This is a genomic window from Paenibacillus sp. FSL R7-0189 (assembly GCF_037969925.1).
Taxonomy (GTDB): domain Bacteria; phylum Bacillota; class Bacilli; order Paenibacillales; family Paenibacillaceae; genus Paenibacillus_AQ; species Paenibacillus_AQ odorifer.
The window spans coordinates 6,480,873-6,497,100 of sequence record NZ_CP150223.1 but is presented as its reverse complement, the minus strand read 5'-3'; the positions used below and the strand labels follow the sequence as shown (position 1 = coordinate 6,497,100).

The 16,228-nt window shown below is 42.9% G+C and carries 16 protein-coding genes; 10 read left to right on the top strand and 6 right to left on the bottom strand.

What is annotated here, in order from left to right; translation table 11 throughout:
• Positions 1-47: 47 nt before the first annotated feature.
• From MKY63_RS28655 to MKY63_RS28640, 4 genes are all read left to right on the top strand, one after another.
• Positions 48-1,160, top strand: coding sequence for a rhamnogalacturonan acetylesterase (locus MKY63_RS28655; RefSeq protein WP_036686228.1), 1,113 nt, complete (start codon positions 48-50; stop codon positions 1,158-1,160).
• Between the two features lie 112 nt (positions 1,161-1,272).
• A complete protein-coding gene (locus MKY63_RS28650; protein WP_036686230.1) occupies positions 1,273-2,064 on the top strand; it encodes an SDR family NAD(P)-dependent oxidoreductase in 792 nt (263 codons plus the stop codon).
• A gap of 181 nt (positions 2,065-2,245) precedes the next feature.
• The gene (locus tag MKY63_RS28645) at positions 2,246-2,962 is read left to right on the top strand and encodes an MgtC/SapB family protein (protein ID WP_036686231.1); all 717 of its coding nucleotides are present in this window, start codon (positions 2,246-2,248) and stop codon (positions 2,960-2,962) included.
• 84 nt (positions 2,963-3,046) lie between these two features.
• Positions 3,047-4,036 carry an aldose 1-epimerase gene (locus MKY63_RS28640; RefSeq protein WP_036686233.1) on the top strand — a complete coding sequence of 330 codons (990 nt, stop codon included), beginning with the start codon at positions 3,047-3,049 and terminating at the stop codon, positions 4,034-4,036.
• A gap of 80 nt (positions 4,037-4,116) precedes the next feature.
• Here MKY63_RS28640 and thrS read toward each other — a convergent pair whose 3' ends face one another.
• Positions 4,117-6,030 (bottom strand): threonine--tRNA ligase, encoded by a 1,914-nt coding sequence (gene thrS / locus MKY63_RS28635; protein ID WP_036686236.1) that lies wholly within the window; start codon positions 6,028-6,030, stop codon positions 4,117-4,119.
• A gap of 472 nt (positions 6,031-6,502) precedes the next feature.
• Between thrS and MKY63_RS28630 the strand changes: the two genes are divergently transcribed.
• Both MKY63_RS28630 and MKY63_RS28625 read left to right on the top strand, forming a co-directional pair.
• Positions 6,503-7,171 carry a TraX family protein gene (locus tag MKY63_RS28630; protein ID WP_036686237.1) on the top strand — a complete coding sequence of 223 codons (669 nt, stop codon included), beginning with the start codon at positions 6,503-6,505 and terminating at the stop codon, positions 7,169-7,171.
• 92 nt (positions 7,172-7,263) lie between these two features.
• Complete coding sequence (locus tag MKY63_RS28625; RefSeq protein ID WP_051491446.1) at positions 7,264-8,781, top strand: copper amine oxidase N-terminal domain-containing protein; 1,518 nt, start codon at positions 7,264-7,266, stop codon at positions 8,779-8,781.
• Between the two features lie 98 nt (positions 8,782-8,879).
• Here the strand turns inward: MKY63_RS28625 and MKY63_RS28620 are convergent, their stop codons facing one another.
• Positions 8,880-10,277, bottom strand: a complete 1,398-nt coding sequence (locus MKY63_RS28620; protein ID WP_051491447.1) for a metallophosphoesterase — start codon at positions 10,275-10,277, stop codon at positions 8,880-8,882.
• Between the two features lie 272 nt (positions 10,278-10,549).
• Between MKY63_RS28620 and MKY63_RS28615 the strand changes: the two genes are divergently transcribed.
• Together MKY63_RS28615 and MKY63_RS28610 are read left to right on the top strand one after the other, a co-directional pair.
• On the top strand, positions 10,550-11,149 hold the full coding sequence (locus MKY63_RS28615; protein WP_038570356.1) for a nitroreductase family protein: 600 nt from the start codon (positions 10,550-10,552) through the stop codon (positions 11,147-11,149).
• Positions 11,150-11,220: 71 nt separating this feature from the next.
• The gene (locus MKY63_RS28610; protein ID WP_036686240.1) at positions 11,221-11,415 is read left to right on the top strand and encodes a hypothetical protein; all 195 of its coding nucleotides are present in this window, start codon (positions 11,221-11,223) and stop codon (positions 11,413-11,415) included.
• An 83-nt stretch (positions 11,416-11,498) separates the two neighbouring features.
• Here the strand turns inward: MKY63_RS28610 and MKY63_RS28605 are convergent, their stop codons facing one another.
• Both MKY63_RS28605 and MKY63_RS28600 read right to left on the bottom strand, forming a co-directional pair.
• Positions 11,499-12,656: a peptidylprolyl isomerase gene (locus MKY63_RS28605; protein ID WP_038570359.1), complete on the bottom strand. Its 1,158-nt coding sequence runs from the start codon at positions 12,654-12,656 to the stop codon at positions 11,499-11,501.
• 185 nt (positions 12,657-12,841) lie between these two features.
• Positions 12,842-13,177, bottom strand: coding sequence for a hypothetical protein (locus tag MKY63_RS28600; RefSeq protein WP_036686243.1), 336 nt, complete (start codon positions 13,175-13,177; stop codon positions 12,842-12,844).
• A 206-nt stretch (positions 13,178-13,383) separates the two neighbouring features.
• Here MKY63_RS28600 and MKY63_RS28595 point away from each other — a divergent pair, with 206 nt between their 5' ends.
• Positions 13,384-14,490, top strand: a complete 1,107-nt coding sequence (locus tag MKY63_RS28595) for a lactonase family protein (protein ID WP_038570362.1) — start codon at positions 13,384-13,386, stop codon at positions 14,488-14,490.
• A gap of 137 nt (positions 14,491-14,627) precedes the next feature.
• On the opposite strand, the gene hfq is transcribed toward MKY63_RS28595, so the two are convergent.
• Complete coding sequence (hfq, locus tag MKY63_RS28590) at positions 14,628-14,849, bottom strand: RNA chaperone Hfq (protein WP_036686247.1); 222 nt, start codon at positions 14,847-14,849, stop codon at positions 14,628-14,630.
• A 111-nt stretch (positions 14,850-14,960) separates the two neighbouring features.
• On the opposite strand from hfq, the gene MKY63_RS28585 reads away from it, so the two are divergent.
• Positions 14,961-15,602, top strand: a complete 642-nt coding sequence (locus MKY63_RS28585) for a phosphatase PAP2 family protein (RefSeq protein WP_036686249.1) — start codon at positions 14,961-14,963, stop codon at positions 15,600-15,602.
• 68 nt (positions 15,603-15,670) lie between these two features.
• On the opposite strand, the gene MKY63_RS28580 is transcribed toward MKY63_RS28585, so the two are convergent.
• A complete protein-coding gene (locus tag MKY63_RS28580) occupies positions 15,671-16,174 on the bottom strand; it encodes a hypothetical protein (RefSeq protein WP_036686251.1) in 504 nt (167 codons plus the stop codon).
• Between the last annotated feature and the right edge of the window lie 54 nt (positions 16,175-16,228).

Below are 16,228 nucleotides of genomic sequence, written 5' to 3'. Positions count from 1 at the left end.
TGAATATAAATGTTTTGAATCTCTAATTAAGAAAGGTGCGGCTGAATTTGGATAGCTATCGTTTTGATTTTGGGATTAAGGAAGCTGAGCCTGGCTACACCAAAATTCGGCCGGACACATCTTATTCTAAGGAAATAGGGTATGGTTTCACTTCTGATTCCACCGTCTTTGGTCGTTTCAGAGGGGGAACAGATATACTGCGAAGTGATTGCTGCATCCCACAGAAAGCAGTTTTTCTTCTGGATCTCCCGAATGGGATCTACCGTGTTACGCTGCTGTTGGGTGATGCTCTGGCAGATACCAGCACATTTATCAAAGCTGGAGAAGGCAAGTTCGTATTGGACACTCTAAATGTGCCTGCGGGCCAATATTTACGCGAATCCTTTGCAATTAGAATTAAGGATGGGCAGCTAAAGCTATCGTTCTCGGGTGCGGCACCGCGTATTAACGCCTTGGACATTCAGATGGACAATGAAGCGCTAGTCTTGTTTCTGGCGGGAGATTCCACGGTGACCGATCAAGGGGAAGAAGGTTATCCCTATGCGGGGTGGGGTCAACTGCTGCCACGCTGCTTCAAAGCGGGAATAGTTGTTGATAACCGAGCACTTTCTGGACGCAGTTCCAAGAGTTTTATTGAGGAAGGGCATTTGGAGGGCATTGCCGCAGATATCAGACCCAGAGATTATCTGTTCATCCAGTTTGGACATAATGATTCCAAAACTGATGATTTAAGACATACCGAGCCCTTTACTACATATAAGGAACATTTGCTCCGGTTGATTACAGTCGCCCGAGAAGCGGGGGCCTATCCGGTTCTTGTGAGCTCTGTACATCGGCGAAGATTTGATAGTGAAGAAGCAATTGTAGACACGCATGGAGATTATTTAATCGCCATACGGGAACTCGCAGATACCGAGCAGGTTTCACTGATTGATTTAGCCGAGAAGAGCCGCAAGCTCTTTGAAGCTTATGGCTCAGAGGGCTCAAAAGATTTATTCATGTGGAGCTATCCAGGAGAATTTATTGCGCATCCAGGTGGCGTGCAGGATAATACACATTTTCAGATTTTAGGGGCTCGTCTTCTAGCTGAGCTTATAGTGGAAGGGATCCGGGAAGCCGGATTAAACGATCTCATCATTCATCTTCGTCAGGGAGAATAATAATCCTAAAGGAAAAGTAAATATCTGTCGGTTCAACTTCTGTATGCAAGGTTAAGGTTAAGGAAAGAACTTAACTGGAAGACTTGCATGATAAGAAGGAGGATATCACGATATGGCAGATAAAAAGCTTGTAGGTAAGGTTGCAGTTGTAACCGGAGGCGGCTCAGGAATTGGCCGGGCAACCGTGCTTGAGTTCGCACGTAACGGAGCCAAAGTTGTATTATTGGACAGAACTGTGGAGAACGCTGAAAAGGTTAGACAGCAAGTGGAGAAAGAGGGCGGAGAAGCCCTAGTTATCGAATGTGATGTTGCTGAACCACCACAAGTGGAAGCGGCGATAAACAAGGCGGCCGCGAAATGGGGTCGTCTTGATGTTGTTTTTGCCAACGCAGGGATTAATGGGGCGATGACGCCTATTGAAACGATGGATATTGAATCTTGGGATCAGACCATTCATATTAACCTGCGTGGAACCTTCGCGACTGTAAAATATGCGATACCGCATCTAAAAGAAAGCGGAGGCAGCATCCTGATCAACAGCTCCATTAACGGAAATCGTGTGTTTTCCAATGTTGGTTTTTCTGCTTACAGCACGACTAAGGCAGGACAGGTTGCTTTTATGAAAATGGCGGCACTGGAACTGGCTCAATTTCAAATCCGCGTAAATGCGATCTGTCCTGGGGCTATAAAGACCAATATAGATGACAACACTTTTCCATCAGAGGATCTGAAAGAAGTGAAAATCCCAGTAGAATTTCCTGAGGGAGATCAACCGCTGGAAGAAGGTCCGGGGCGACCTGATCAAGTAGCGAAGCTGGCTCTGTTTCTGGCGTCGGAAGATTCAGATCATATTACGGGGACGGAAATTTATTGTGACGGTGCAGAGTCGCTTCTGCATGGTTAATTTTCCAACATAATCTTGACCTCTCATAACGGATTCCATCCTCGTCGCTATGCCGGACCACACGGGTCGAAAGAGCATATGCGCTGAGGATGGTTATACCGTTTTTTGTTGTAAAATAAAGCTAATCATTATCTCCAATTTCCGTTATAATGGAGTATCTCTGGAGAAAGGAGATTGCGATATGGATTTTCAATTGGAATCATTAATGAAGTTACTAGTGGCCATGCTGTTCGGGCTGTTCATCGGGATTGACCGACAGATCAAGCAGAAACCGCTGGGGATACGGACCAGTATGGTCATAAGCATTGCGAGCTGTCTTGTCACAGTGGTGTCTATCCATGCCTTTGATAAGTTCGCGGGGCCAGAGCATCCAAACATGGACCCAATGCGGCTTGCGGCTCAGATTGTCAGCGGGATTGGTTTTTTGGGTGCGGGTGTTATTCTGCGTAGAGGCGGAGATGCCATTTCGGGCCTTACTTCGGCAGCACTCATCTGGACAGCTTCTGGAATTGGTATAGCTGTGGGTGCGGGATTCTATATTGAGGCAGCTTATGCGGTTATTCTGCTGATGTTTGCTGTGAATTTAGTTCCTCATTTAATCCGCTCGCTAGGACCAGAAGTACTGAATAAACATGAAGTTTCAGTGAGGATCATTATGGAAGCTAATTTTGTGCTTACAGAAGTGATCCAAAAAATCGAGCGGCCTCAGGTCAGCTCGCAGCGTAGTACTAGAGGTCCATCCCGAGCGATTCGAAGAATGAAAATTAAAGATTTGGAAGATGGCAGACAAATGATCGATATGGTGATCTCAGCCCCGGATCGAGATTACGCAACAGAAATTTATTACGATGTGAAGAAAATTGAACATGTAATGAGCGTAGAAGTGGAGCAATTGTAAAAAGAGCATGTCACCTCATGACTAGATGTGGTAATCTATCAAGTGGAGACAATTATCAGACACTGGAAGGGAGAACAATATATTATGTCAATCACAGCGTATGAAGGACAATATGAAGGAGAAGCAGCTATCTGGTTGAAAGCCGGTCGTTATGAGGCAGCTATTCTGCCAGGCATTGGCGGCAACCTGATCTGTTTCCGTGATACCGAAAACGGATATCGCTTCCTGCATGAGCCTGGAGCTGAAGAAATGGAAGCCTTCAAGGCAAGTCCGGGGATTCACGGAATTCCTGTATTATTTCCTCCAAATCGTTATGAGGATGGTAAATTTCCATGGAATGGTCAAACTTATCAATTCCCCGTAAATGAAGTTGCAACGGGCAACCATTTACACGGATTTTTACATACTGCAGCTTGGGAAGTCGAAGAATTTGGCAGCGGTAAGACTGAAAGCTTCGTAACCGTATTCATCAAGGTGGATGAGAATCATCCTTCTTATCAATATTTGCCACATAAGTATACGATCAAATTGCGTTATACCCTCGGCGAAGGAGGATTATCTCAACAGGTGCTGGTACACAATGATGGAGATGACGTGATGCCTTGCTTGCTGGCATTCCACACTGCCATTAACGCACCATTCGCACCAGGAAGCTCGGCACAAGATTACCGCGTAAAAGCTACTATTGGCGAGCGCTGGGAGCTTAACGACCGCATGCTGCCAACAGGCAAATTCCAGGCGTTGGAGCCAGGAGAAGTTCAGCTTCGTGAAGAAGGTGTGAATCCATATTTTGCATCGATGGACAATCACTACACGGCTGTACCTCAGAACGGACGCAACCGGATGGAGCTTACCGATAGCAAAGCTGGAGTAACCTTGGTGTACGATGTAGGGACTTCGTACAAACAATGGATGATCTGGAATAACGGTGCTACAGAACAGTTCTTCTGCCCTGAGCCACAAATTAACTTGGTGAATGCGCCAATGGTAGACCTTCCTGCTGATGATATCGGCTTGTTCAGCCTGAAACCAGGCGAATATTGGGAAGAAAGCAGCCGCCTGTACGTAAAATAGAGTTCATGTGAATATGAATAGGTTATAAAGAAGGGGCTGTCTCAAACGTAGTTTTTCTACGATTAGACAGCCCCTTAAATTTATCTCTTACTAATAATCTCTTCATTAATCTGTTTAATGATGTCTTGGATACTCTTCGAACCAAGATCACCTTCACCACGTTTTCTTACAGAGACAGTGTCGGAATTTTTTTCGTTCTCCCCCAGTACGAGCATGTAAGGTGCTTTTTCAAGCTGAGCTTCACGAATTTTGTAGCCTAACTTCTCATTTCGAATATCTACTTCGACACGAATGCCAGCCTTCTCCATTTGATGCTTCACTTGCAGTGCATAGTCAACATAGTTCTCAGAGACTGGCAATAACTTCGCATGAACAGGTGCGAGCCACAGTGGGAAAGCCCCAGCGAAATGCTCAGTAATAATCCCCATAAAACGATCGATCGACCCATACACAGCGCGATGGATTACGACCGGGCGATGTTTAAGATTATCTTCCCCGATGTAAGTAAGATCGAATTTCTCTGGCATTTGCCAATCTAGTTGGATTGTACCACATTGCCAGCTTCGTTTTAGCGCATCTAGGATATGGAAATCAATCTTAGGTCCATAGAACGCGCCATCCCCTTCATTCACACGATATTCGATCCCGAGATTGTCTAATACATTTTGTAAAGATTGTTCAGCCTGATCCCATAACTCTTCAGACCCCATATAATCTGCCGGCCGAGTAGATAATTCAATCTTATATTCAAAGCCGAACACTTGATAAATATGGTCAATCAGTGAGATTACCCGTCTTATTTCATCCTCAATTTGCTCTGGCAAAACGAAGAGGTGAGCATCATCCTGGCAGAAAGTGCGGACTCTCATCATCCCGTTCAGTGCTCCAGAATATTCATGGCGATGCACTTGACCAAATTCCGAGATACGGATAGGCAGTTCCCGGTAGGAATGCAGATTATTTTTGAAAATTAGCATATGCCCAGGGCAGTTCATCGGCTTAAGTGCAAATTTTGTTTCATCTACATTTGTGAAATACATATTGTCCTTGTAGTGATCCCAGTGCCCTGACTGCTCCCAAAGCCGATTGTTCATCATCAGCGGTGTACGAACTTCATCGTAATCTCTCTGTCTTTGTAATTCCCGGGCAAAGTTCTCAAGCTCTGTACGGATTGTCATTCCCTTGGGAAGATAGAAGGGCATGCCTGGCGCTTCTTCAGAAAACATGAACAACTCAAGTTCTTTGCCGAGCTTACGGTGGTCACGTTTTTTAGCTTCTTCAAGAAACAGTAAATGTTCCTCTAACTGCGCTTTTTTAGGAAAGGCAGTTCCATAAATACGTTGCAGCATTTTGTTATTGGAATCTCCACGCCAGTAGGCACCCGCTACATTCAACAGCTTAAAGGCTTTGACCAAGCCAGTTGAGGGAAGATGTGGTCCACGGCAAAGATCGGAGAATTCACCTTGATCATAAATAGTTAATACTGTGTCTGCCGGCAGATCATGAATAAGCTCCAGCTTTAAAGGCTCATTCAAATCTTCAAAAAGTTTAATGGCCTCTGCGCGGCTCACCACACGGCGGATAATCTGGTGATTCTCTTGGATGATTTTCGCCATTTCTTGTTCGATTGCAGCAAGATCATCAGTGGATAGAGGTTTCTCAATATCAATGTCATAATAGAAGCCGTCTTCGATAACAGGACCTATGCCTAGCTGGACAGCTTTATCTCCATATATACGTTTTATGGCCTGCGCCATGATATGTGCAGTACTGTGTCTATAAACCTCAAGACCGTCTTTGCTATCCAACGTAACAATATCGAGCCGGCAATCATGTTCGATCGCTTGGTTTAGATCAACAGATTTTCCATCAATTTTTCCAGCTACAGCATTTTTTTTCAGACTGGTACTTATGGCACCTGCTGCTTCTTTAATCGTTGTTCCTTGCAGTACCTCTCTAATTGTTCCATCTTGCAGTGTTACCTTGATCTTCATGATTTTAGCCTCCGTTTCTCAAATATTGTTAGTTGTGAACGCAAAAAAACGCATCTCTCCCAGAAAGGGACGAGTGCGTTCAGCTCGTGGTTCCACCCTAATTCGACCTGTCACATGGACAGGACCTCATTGGTATCCGATATCGGGGATAAATCGGTGCCGCATACTACCGAAAAACAAAGTTCTACGGATTCAGCGTCACGGCTACAAAGGGGTAACTTCACAACCGGTAACTGGAGAAGCTTGCAGCCCGGACTTCTCTCTCTGGACAGTTCGTGTAGGAAATCATGTCTTTGATCATTGCCATATTCTGTTGCTAGTTAATATTACTCAATAGTATTCGATAAAGTCAAGGGGGGAGGTGCACAGAAAGCGGATGATCGTTTCTCCGCGTTCTTCATTTGCTTATTGGTAAAGGAAATGAGGAAGGGCTTGGCGAATTTATATTTCAACATGCTTAAGGAGGATTGTAATGCAGATTATTGCCATGCTGACGATGCTAATCGACCATATTGGCTATATCTTTTTCCCGGAGAATCTTGCTTGGAGATATGTAGGGAGAATAGCTTTTCCGATTTATTGTTATGGGCTTGTGCAGGGACATATCCATACTTCATCCAGACCTAAATATTTATTACGGTTGCTCTTGATAGCGATTATTGCTCAGATTCCCTATAATTTAGCGCTAAATTCTGGTGGCTGGAACGTGGTGTTTACGTTATTGCTGTCGGCAATCGTACTGGTTATTTTGGACAAACTGCCTTCACTATGGCTAGGTATACCTGTGGTAATTGCTGCTATAGTGTTAATGGATTATTACCCTATAGATTATAACGCGTACGGTTTGCTCTTAGTATTGATTTTTCGTTATACGAAATCGTACTGGCTTGTTGGAGCCCATTTGGCACTGAATCTATTCTATATGTTTTATAATTATTGGGTTGTACAGATGCTAAGTATTTTACCTACCTTGCTGATTGCTTTTACGCCTTTGATTTGGAATCGCTTGGAGCGGCATCGGGTTCCGCGCTGGGTGTGGTGGTCATTTTATCCTGCACATTTACTGATGTTGGCAATAGTTAAGGCTGTAATTTACAAGGAATGGGCTCAGATCGAATGGCGAAGTTTGTTGAATATTTAAACATTTTACAATAAAAGGAACTTTGATTTACAAAACTTACCTTAGCTGAGATAATGGATTGATTTCACAAAATAAGATGAAGGAGACATGCTATGAGTAGAGTTAAAGCAAAAATGAAGTGGTTTTTGCCTTTTGTCGCACTGATGCTAGTTCTTGCCGGCTGTCAGTCGGTAGGGGGGTTCGATGTTAATAAGGCGTTGATTGGGGATGTTGATGTTAAATCATCAGAATCCAGTATGACTTTTTCCATGAATGCTGAGCCCATAGAGGGAATTAGCGCGGAAGATAAGGAAATGGTTGATCTTATTAATTCTTTTTCCTTGAATATTAGTAAAGCTAAGTTACAAGATAATGGGAGTTTATCGGCCCAAGGAACTGTTGGTTATAAACAATTGGATATTCCATTCACCTTGTTTATGGACAAACAAACACTTGCTTTTACAGTTGAAGGAGCAAAACAACCGTTCTACTTCCCTGTACAAGGATACGATGAAATCTTAGGTGAAGTAGGCTTGGATACGGCAAAAGCTGAAGATGTCAGTAAGCTGTTGACGAAATTCGTTGTTAAGAATCTTCCTAATCCTGGCGTAATCAACATTACACCGGTTAGTGATGCTGTGTATGGCGAGCAGTTGAACATGACGAAGCTGCATGCAGAAGTGACTGGTGATGAGCTTCCTGCACTGTTAAAAGGCTTCCTGAAGTCTGTCTCCAAAGACACAGAAGGTTTTACTGAATTGGTAGGTGGTCTTTACGACTATCTGTACCCTGTGATCAAAGCTATGGATGAAGACGGTTCTGGCGATATTTTCAATCTTGGATTCGGAGATATTCCACTGGATGATAAAGAAGCTGTCGTAACTGTATTGCATGATGCTGCCAAATTGGCTGTTGATGCATTGCTGCTAGTATATGACAATCAAGTGGACAGTCTTTACAAATCAACTCCTGAGATTAAGACTGTGTTGAGTAAGGATACGAAGTTATCTGTTGATATTTTCGTTGATAGTGCTCTGCATGTGCGTAAACAGAATGTTGATCTGAAAGTGGCGCTTCCGGGTACCGAGGATTTCCCACTGAAGAGTCTCTCGCTTAAAGCTTCCAGTCAGGTTTGGAACATTGGCGGTGCTGTAACTGCTGATCCAATCAGCACTGAAGGTGCACTTGATATTTCTTCCGGGCTTACACCTGGAGAGACTTTGAGAAACTTTGCCCCAGATTCTGATGTATATCGTATATTGAAGGATGATCTGGGCATTACGAAGAGAACCATTGTTATCGAACCTGATGACGAATATTATTACCCGATTGTAGACAAGAACACTACTTATATCCCACTGCGTTATTTGGCAGAAGATTTAGATGCTACTGTAGAATGGGATACTGTCAATCGTGCAATTAACGTTACTGATGGTGTGTACGGAGATAAACTGGTGTTCAAAATCGGTTCTTCCGAAGCCTTGATTAACGGCACGGCTGTAAAGCTTGCCCAACCTGTATTTGTTGACGAGTATGGCGATGCATATGTATCCTTGCGTCTGCTTGCTGAAGCGCTTCATGCTACTGTGTCGGTAGATGAAGATGGTTGGATTACTATTGTACGGAACTAGTTGCATCTTAACGATCAATTAACACAATAAACCCAGCTTCCATCTGACGCATAAATGCGAGTGGAGGCTGGGTTTTTTATATGAAATACATAAACCAGTTATTGCTTCGTTAATACCACCTCTAAAGCTATATTACTAAGCTCTTTATTCTCTGTCATACTTTGGATGTATCCACCTAAGAAACCTTCTTGTAGGCCTTCCCAAAGCTTGTAACCTGGCATCGCTTTAATATCTTCTGAGGAGCTGCCGGCTGTCCCCGCGAAGTATCTTACATTTAGCTTGGCCATTACCTCAGCCATCGATGCCTTTTCAGACTGCGTAAAGGAACTCTCCTTTAGACCATCCATAGCTTTGTTATAAGAGTTTGTAGCAAAAATATCCTCAGCATAGGTCTTAAAGTTTAAAAGATTCTGATCTGTAATGCCATTAGCTTTAGCCCATCCTTCTACATTTATGGGCATTGCTTCATAATTAACGGTTCTGCTCAGAGGATCGAAGGTCATCGCTCCATATTGATGTGGATAAACAGCCATTGCACTTGTTGCGATATCATAAATTGGCATTTCTTCCGAAGAAGTTGCCGGGTCTACCCGGATGTCCTGCATATGGATATGGCCTGACAAGACTAAATTAAGTTCATTTTCACGAAGTAACTTTATTGTTTCCTGACTGTTGTTAAGCTTAAAGCCTGAAACAGACATAGAGGTGTGGCTTAGTAGGTTGTGGTGCATAACCGTGAGGACAGAAGCATGCTCCTTGGCTGCCAGTTTAACTGAATTATCTATCCATGATAGGGTAGAGGCGGTCAGGCGTCCGTCCGTTTGGGGGAAACCGTATTTCTGATTGTTATGATATTGGCTGCTGTCAATCATAAGGAGCCATAAATTTGGAGCTGCTTTAACGATGTAACTTAGCGATTCTTTATCACGTGATACAGCCTCTTTGTAGCCGAAATTCTCATACATCTTGGTAAAGTCTTTGTCTGTAATAGAATCCGTAACGAGCTGCTTATCCCCGCTGAAGGATCTGGCCCAAGGATTAAATAAATCATGGTTGCCTGGAATGACATAAACAGAGGTTCCCTGCGCTTCAATTCGCTTTAGTTTTTGGGTTAGCTCCTGATGGCTGCTGCGTTCTCCGTTATTTGTTAAATCTCCACTGAGGATGAGAAAATCAGGCTTCTGCTGCTCAGTATCATAAACCAAGGTTTCAAGGATTTCATCACTGTAAGGCAGCATTTTTCCATCACCGCCAGTTACATATTTCTGAAAAGCTGTACCGCCATCCTGAAGCTTCTTATCTAAGAAGTGAGTATCCGTTGCCACCCAGAAAGTGAGGGGGTGAAGATCAGTCGGATCTAGTTCTGTAAAGGTCAAATTAGACGAATTTGTGTCTTTACAGCTAGTTAGAGCCAAGCTCAGGAAAAGGAGCAGCAACAAAGAGGTAAAGACTGATTTTTTATGTCGAACAAGGGCTTTCTTGCTCAGAAAATTCATGATTATAACCTTCCTTCTATACATTTGCTGCACTATTGTAGCGCATTTTAGCTCGTAGTGTATATCGGAAAAGGAAGAGGGCAGTTTCTAGCCCGCATGAATTGATTAATGATTAATAGATCAGGTGCATAATTAAGCCCATAAATGCGACAATAAGAGTTGGCAACGAATATATCCGACAAAATAAGTTGTGAATAACTGTTGTGTTTTCAGAAAAAAGGTGCTAAGATATATAAAAGTAAGTTACTAAAATTAATGGAGGTAGTTATTTTATGTCTAACAATTTCTTTGAAGCAGTAAAAGGAAGACGTTCCATATATGCCATCAGTAAAGAAACTACGATTTCGGATGCACAAATTGTAGAAATCGTTGAACAAGCGGTGCTACATAGCCCAACTTCATTCAACTCTCAAAGCTCAAGAGCCGTTGTTCTTCTTGGTGAACAACATGATAAGCTATGGGATATCACTACAGAAACATTGCGTAAAATCGTTCCTGCCGAACAATTTGAAGGAACAGCGCAAAAATTAGCGTCTTTCAAAGCAGGTTACGGTTCCGTACTATTCTTCGAAGATCAAACGGTAGTGAAGAGCCTGCAAGAGAACTTCGCTCTATATGCTGAGAACTTCCCAATTTGGGCTAACCAATCCTCTGGTATTCTGCAATTTGTAGTATGGACAGCACTTTCTGAAGCAGGTGTAGGTGCATCCTTGCAGCATTATAATCCACTGATTGATGATGAAGTAAAAGAAGCATGGGGCATCCCGCAAGAATGGAAATTGATTGCTCAATTGCCATTTGGTAAAACCGTTACTCCTGCTGGTGAGAAACAATTCCAACCGGTTGAAGATCGTGTTAAAGTCTTTAAATAAGTGAGATAAGCGTTTGAAACCTCCTTAACCAGGCTAAGTATGTATATAGACTGGTTAAGGAGGTTTTTTGTATGCCATGGAACAAAGAGGATTATCCAGAATCATTAAAGAACTTCACAGCACCTGTTCGCAATAAGGCAATCGATATTGCGAATGCGCTCCTCGAAGATGGTTATGAGGAGGGGCGGGCGATTTCAATTGCCACAGCGCAGGCGAAAGAGTGGGGGGAGAACCACGATAAACAAATCCGTAAAAAAGGCCATTAAGGCTTAATCAAAGGCCTGAGCATAGAAATAAAAAAAGCAGGACAGCGTTTATTAACGCTTGTCCTGCTTTTTGACGGGCACAATTATTTAGTAGATTCATTTCCTGCTGCTGCGCTTGCAGTTGGCTCAGCTGTTGCAGCTGCATCTTCTTTAGCGTCAGTAAGTGTGTTCGTAATTTTTGCTTTTTCAGTTGTTTCTGACAACCAAGTGGAGGACAGAGTGGAAACCTTTTGCGAAACTAGAGTTTTACGAATTTCATCTTTCTTTTCTTCCAGTGTATAGTCTTTAGCATCTTTATGGTCGGTTACTTTAATGATGTGATAACCATAATCGGATTTCACAGCATCACTGGTTTCACCAACTTTTAGCTTAAAGGCTACATCAGAGAATTCAGCTACCATATCGCCACGTTTGAAGAAGTCTAGATCTCCGCCATTATCCTTGGAACCCGTATCAGAGGATTTTTCCTTGGCAAGAGTAGCGAAATCTGCGCCTTCTTTCAGTTGTTTCAGAATTGCATCTGCTTCTTCTTTAGTCTCAACGAGAATGTGGGAAGCGCGAACTTGTTCTTCTTCACTGAAAGTAGCTTTATTTGTGTCATAGTATTCTTTGATTTCATCATCCGTTACAGTGACTTGTGGCTCAAGGATTTTACGCAGCTTTACTTGCAGCGGCATTTGCTTTTTCAAGTCGTCTACAGTCATTGAGCTTTGGGACAAAGCAGCATTAAAGGCAGCCTCTCCGCCGAATTGTGCTTTAAGATCTTCAAGTTCAGTGTTGATGTCTTCATCTGTAACAGTTACGTTGGCTTTTTTAGCCTCTTGATCAACAAGCTCAGTAGTAATCATAGATTGCAGCGTGCTTTCTCCGCCTGCTTCGATCAATTTATCATAAAGTTGTTCTTTTGTAATTTTTGTTCCGTTTACTGTTGCAACAGCTTTTTTGCTGTCGTCTTTTTGGACGACCAGAACAATGATTAGTGCTGCAGCTAATACGATAGAGGCAATCATCCAAGCTTTATTGCTTCTAGGAGCAGTCGGAGGTGTAGGTGGCGTAGCGTTGTTCGCACCGACTTTGTTCATTACTGGAATACTGTCTGCTTTTGTTGTATTCACAGGTTCCTCAGCAGCTGCTTGCGCTACTTCAACCTCTTCATTGATAATCTCGGAAGTGTTCAAATCTTCTTCCGTGGTTCCGTTGTTTTCTAAGTTCTCATTTCCATTCAGATCTTTTTTGTCCATTATTAGTAATGACTCCCTTCAATATAGGTGTTGCTTGTCTATTTACAACTTTAACAGAAATCCTAATCCTAAACCTTAAGAAAGTATAAAAAAAGGCAGGATCTTTTTAAGTTTCTATTAATAAAAAGCAAAAAGCCGGAAATGGCATCAGTAACATGCCCTTCCGGCTAATGGGAATAAGATGTCTACTTCAGTCCTTTCAGAAGATGACGAATGCTTTCTTGTTTTCGTCTTGGGACACGTACGTTTTTAGCATACAGGCCCATTTCACCGAAATAAATGCAGTCATCTGCGATAGAGCTGATCTTGTTCAGGTTGACATAACAGCCACCGTACACATGATAATAACTTGAATTGGACAACAATCGATTTAATTGCTCGGCAGTCATTCTCTTTTTTATGTTATAGTTTCTGCCGTGAAAAATGACCAAATCATGGTCCCCGACCTTAAAGAACAGAATGTCTGTCTCCACCTCGAAGTCCTCGTACACATTTCTGGCTTCCAGCAGGATGCTACTCATTCATGTTCCCCCTTTATACGGAATAAAAGACTAATGTTAGCGCTTTCATTATATCACAACAGTTAATCGTTGGAAAGACCCATTTTTGAATTGTTTCGTACATTTCTAACTTTATCGTTTGTAATTAACGTTTAAAAATTGTAGATTATATAGATGATCACATCTAATGAGTGTGAAGTAGCAATACTTTGAGGAGGAATATAGAGATGAATGAGCAGAATAAGTTATTGCTGTTTACAGGTTCTTATGCAAGTGCCGCAGAAAGCGGAGTGCAGGTGTTTGAATTCGATGGAGCTGCAGGTGGTACGCTAAAGCTGCTGGATTCGGTGCAGGGCTTAACTAATCCTACCTTTGTTAATGTAGATGCCGCAGAGAAACGTCTATACGCTATAGGAGAAAAACCGAATGGTGAGGGTGGAAAAGAAGGCGAGGTTATTTCCTTTGCTATTGATCTAAAGGACGGGAAATTGAGTGAACTGAAACGCATTCCCTCCATGCCTGCCTCTGGCAATCGTCAAACAACCACCTGCCATATCAATAGAGATTTGAATGATGAATACGTGGTTGTATGTAGTTATCATGGTGGAAGTGTTGGCTTGATCAAATTAAATGAAGATAAAGCTGCAGATCAATTAGTTGATGTGGCCGTACATTCAGGTCATGGCCAACATCCTGAACGGCAGGACCGCCCTCATCCCCATTCCGCTATTTTCAGTCCGGACGGGCAGTATGTGTTTGTATCTGATCTTGGGCTTGATTTAATTCGGGCCTATAGAATCAATAGAGAAACCAACAAACTAGAGGTACATGGTGATACGGCGTTGCATCCAGGAGCGGGACCACGCCACTTCACTTTCCATCCAGACGGAAAGTCTGCTTATGTAATTAACGAGGTGGATTCCACCATTACATCGTTTACATATGACAGTGCCGCAGGCACTCTGCACACTGTAGATACAGTGCCGACACTGCCTGATGATTTTGACGAAGAAAATACATGCGCTGAAATCGCTATTTCCAAGGATGGGAAATATCTGTACGCTTCAAACCGTGGGGCTGATAATATTGCCGTGTATGCGGTGGATAATGCTTCTGCTAAGCTTACACATCTTGAATATGTATCTACTCGTGGAGGACATCCACGTCACTTCGCATTGACTCCAGATGGAGCTTATCTTATAGTAGCGAATCGTGATGCGAATAACCTGGTTGTATTTTCAATAGAAGCGGCTAGTGGCCGACTCGAATTTACTGGAAATACAGCTGAAGTATCCAAACCGGTATGTGTGAAGCCCGTAATTGTTCCTGCATAAAGTTACTCCGCTTGAAGAGTGAATAAGTGATCTTGGGAAATGCTAAAGGGAACACCGGATATAAAGTCCGGTGTTCCCTTTTTTTTGAAAATAAAAGCCTGTGATTATCTGGTTGATGAGGTGAATGAGGGAGAAGACTATTTGAGCGAAACGGGCTTAAGAGGTACAATAGTGGATACTGCAGATTTGAATAGCACATTTTGCCTGCCATCACCTTGACCTTGTAAAGTGATTGTGAAAGCATCGTACGAGGTTACGAGCCCTTGCATTTTCACACCATTCGTCGTAAAAATCGTCACAGGCACCTTTGTGGAAATGAACTGGTTCAACAATCGTTCTTGCAATTTTAAACTCTCCACTTTGGCAGCACTCCATCTTCTGTGAATTTTTTTCTCTCAATAATTATAACATGGGTTAGTCCCTCACTGGAAATGAGATCAACAGTCACCAGAATAGACATGGAGGTATTTATGCTTTATTATCAGAACTGGTCTAGAGCTTTTCGCTTTTTTTTAGGTTTTGCTGCGTGTTTCGCCGTTATAGCTGTCCTTGTAAGTATGAATAAGGTATCAACCTTTGATAACTATATTATTGATTGGGTACAATCAGCGGAATCACCGGGGTTGACCTCATTCGCCAAAGGTTTATCTCTAATTGGTTCCTCTAAGATCGCTATTGGCATATCTATCGTTACCATGGCACTGCTCTATTTTTTGCTGAAACACCGGTTTGAATTAATCTTGTTCCTATGGGTTGGATTAGGCTCGCAGCTCTTGAATACAATAATGAAGTTATGTTTTCACAGAGAACGTCCGAATTTACATCGTATTGTCGAAGAGATTGGTTATAGTTTTCCGAGCGGGCACTCAATGGCAGCCTTCTCTTTGTACGGCGTTATTGCCTTTATACTGTGGCGTCATCTGCGGCGGAGGCATGAACGGGTCTTATTAATAATGTTCGCTGTATTCATGACCGTGGGGATTGGCTGGAGTCGTATCTATTTGGGTGTTCATTATCCGAGTGACGTTATTGGGGGATATATGGCTAGTGGCGCTTGGCTGATGTTGTCCATTTGTTTATTTCAAATCTACAAGAGCTCGCGTACGAATTAGGATAGATACAAAAACGGATATCTTTCATAGCGCATGAAGATATCCGTCTTTATGTGGAAGAAGATTGGTTAAGGGGTCGTCACATGTTGTTCAGATGTTTTGCGATCCTGGAATTGTCCCATTTTGCTTATTCTTTGCTTCAGCATCGCAGGAAGTCCTGCTTTAAGCTTTTGGGCTTCGTCTTTTGTCAGACGTCCTTCGGTGATGGCTTGATCCAGCCGTTGGTTTGCCGATTCGCAGAGCTTCTGAATATATTGATCTTCCGTCCAGCCTTTTTTCTCAAGAGCAAGCTGCGGGAGCGTTTTGCCTGCTTTCAGGCTATTGATTAGCTCTGTACGATCCATTTCCAGCAGTTTAGCCGTTTCAAAAATAATGAAATGTCCACCAGCCCTAACCTTTCCGTCTTTTCCTGGATGGTGACCGTGACCTTTCTCTGAAGGGTGGGCACCAGGTGCGGTGGCTGTGGGGGTTACTTTCTCAGCAGAAGCACTTCCAATTGGCGCAAGAGCTGGAGACAGGCTGAGAAAAATAACGGTTGTGAAAGTCATTAATCTTTTGATATGGTTATTCATTCACTCACCTCGTATGTTATGTGATAGGCACTACTCGGATTAGTATTCCCTTCA

Excerpts from the sequence above, each read along its gene's own strand:
- MKY63_RS28650 (WP_036686230.1), top strand. The coding sequence starts at position 1,273 with ATGGCAGATAAAAAGCTTGTAGGTAAGGTTGCAGTTGTAACCGGAGGC.
- MKY63_RS28645 (WP_036686231.1), top strand. The coding sequence starts at position 2,246 with ATGGATTTTCAATTGGAATCATTAATGAAGTTACTAGTGGCCATGCTG.
- MKY63_RS28640 (WP_036686233.1), top strand. The coding sequence starts at position 3,047 with ATGTCAATCACAGCGTATGAAGGACAATATGAAGGAGAAGCAGCTATC.
- thrS (WP_036686236.1), bottom strand. The coding sequence starts at position 6,030 with ATGAAGATCAAGGTAACACTGCAAGATGGAACAATTAGAGAGGTACTG.
- MKY63_RS28630 (WP_036686237.1), top strand. The coding sequence starts at position 6,503 with ATGCAGATTATTGCCATGCTGACGATGCTAATCGACCATATTGGCTAT.
- MKY63_RS28625 (WP_051491446.1), top strand. The coding sequence starts at position 7,264 with ATGAGTAGAGTTAAAGCAAAAATGAAGTGGTTTTTGCCTTTTGTCGCA.
- MKY63_RS28620 (WP_051491447.1), bottom strand. The coding sequence starts at position 10,277 with ATGAATTTTCTGAGCAAGAAAGCCCTTGTTCGACATAAAAAATCAGTC.
- MKY63_RS28615 (WP_038570356.1), top strand. The coding sequence starts at position 10,550 with ATGTCTAACAATTTCTTTGAAGCAGTAAAAGGAAGACGTTCCATATAT.
- MKY63_RS28610 (WP_036686240.1), top strand. The coding sequence starts at position 11,221 with ATGCCATGGAACAAAGAGGATTATCCAGAATCATTAAAGAACTTCACA.
- MKY63_RS28605 (WP_038570359.1), bottom strand. The coding sequence starts at position 12,656 with ATGGACAAAAAAGATCTGAATGGAAATGAGAACTTAGAAAACAACGGA.
- MKY63_RS28600 (WP_036686243.1), bottom strand. The coding sequence starts at position 13,177 with ATGAGTAGCATCCTGCTGGAAGCCAGAAATGTGTACGAGGACTTCGAG.
- MKY63_RS28595 (WP_038570362.1), top strand. The coding sequence starts at position 13,384 with ATGAATGAGCAGAATAAGTTATTGCTGTTTACAGGTTCTTATGCAAGT.
- MKY63_RS28585 (WP_036686249.1), top strand. The coding sequence starts at position 14,961 with ATGCTTTATTATCAGAACTGGTCTAGAGCTTTTCGCTTTTTTTTAGGT.
- MKY63_RS28580 (WP_036686251.1), bottom strand. The coding sequence starts at position 16,174 with ATGAATAACCATATCAAAAGATTAATGACTTTCACAACCGTTATTTTT.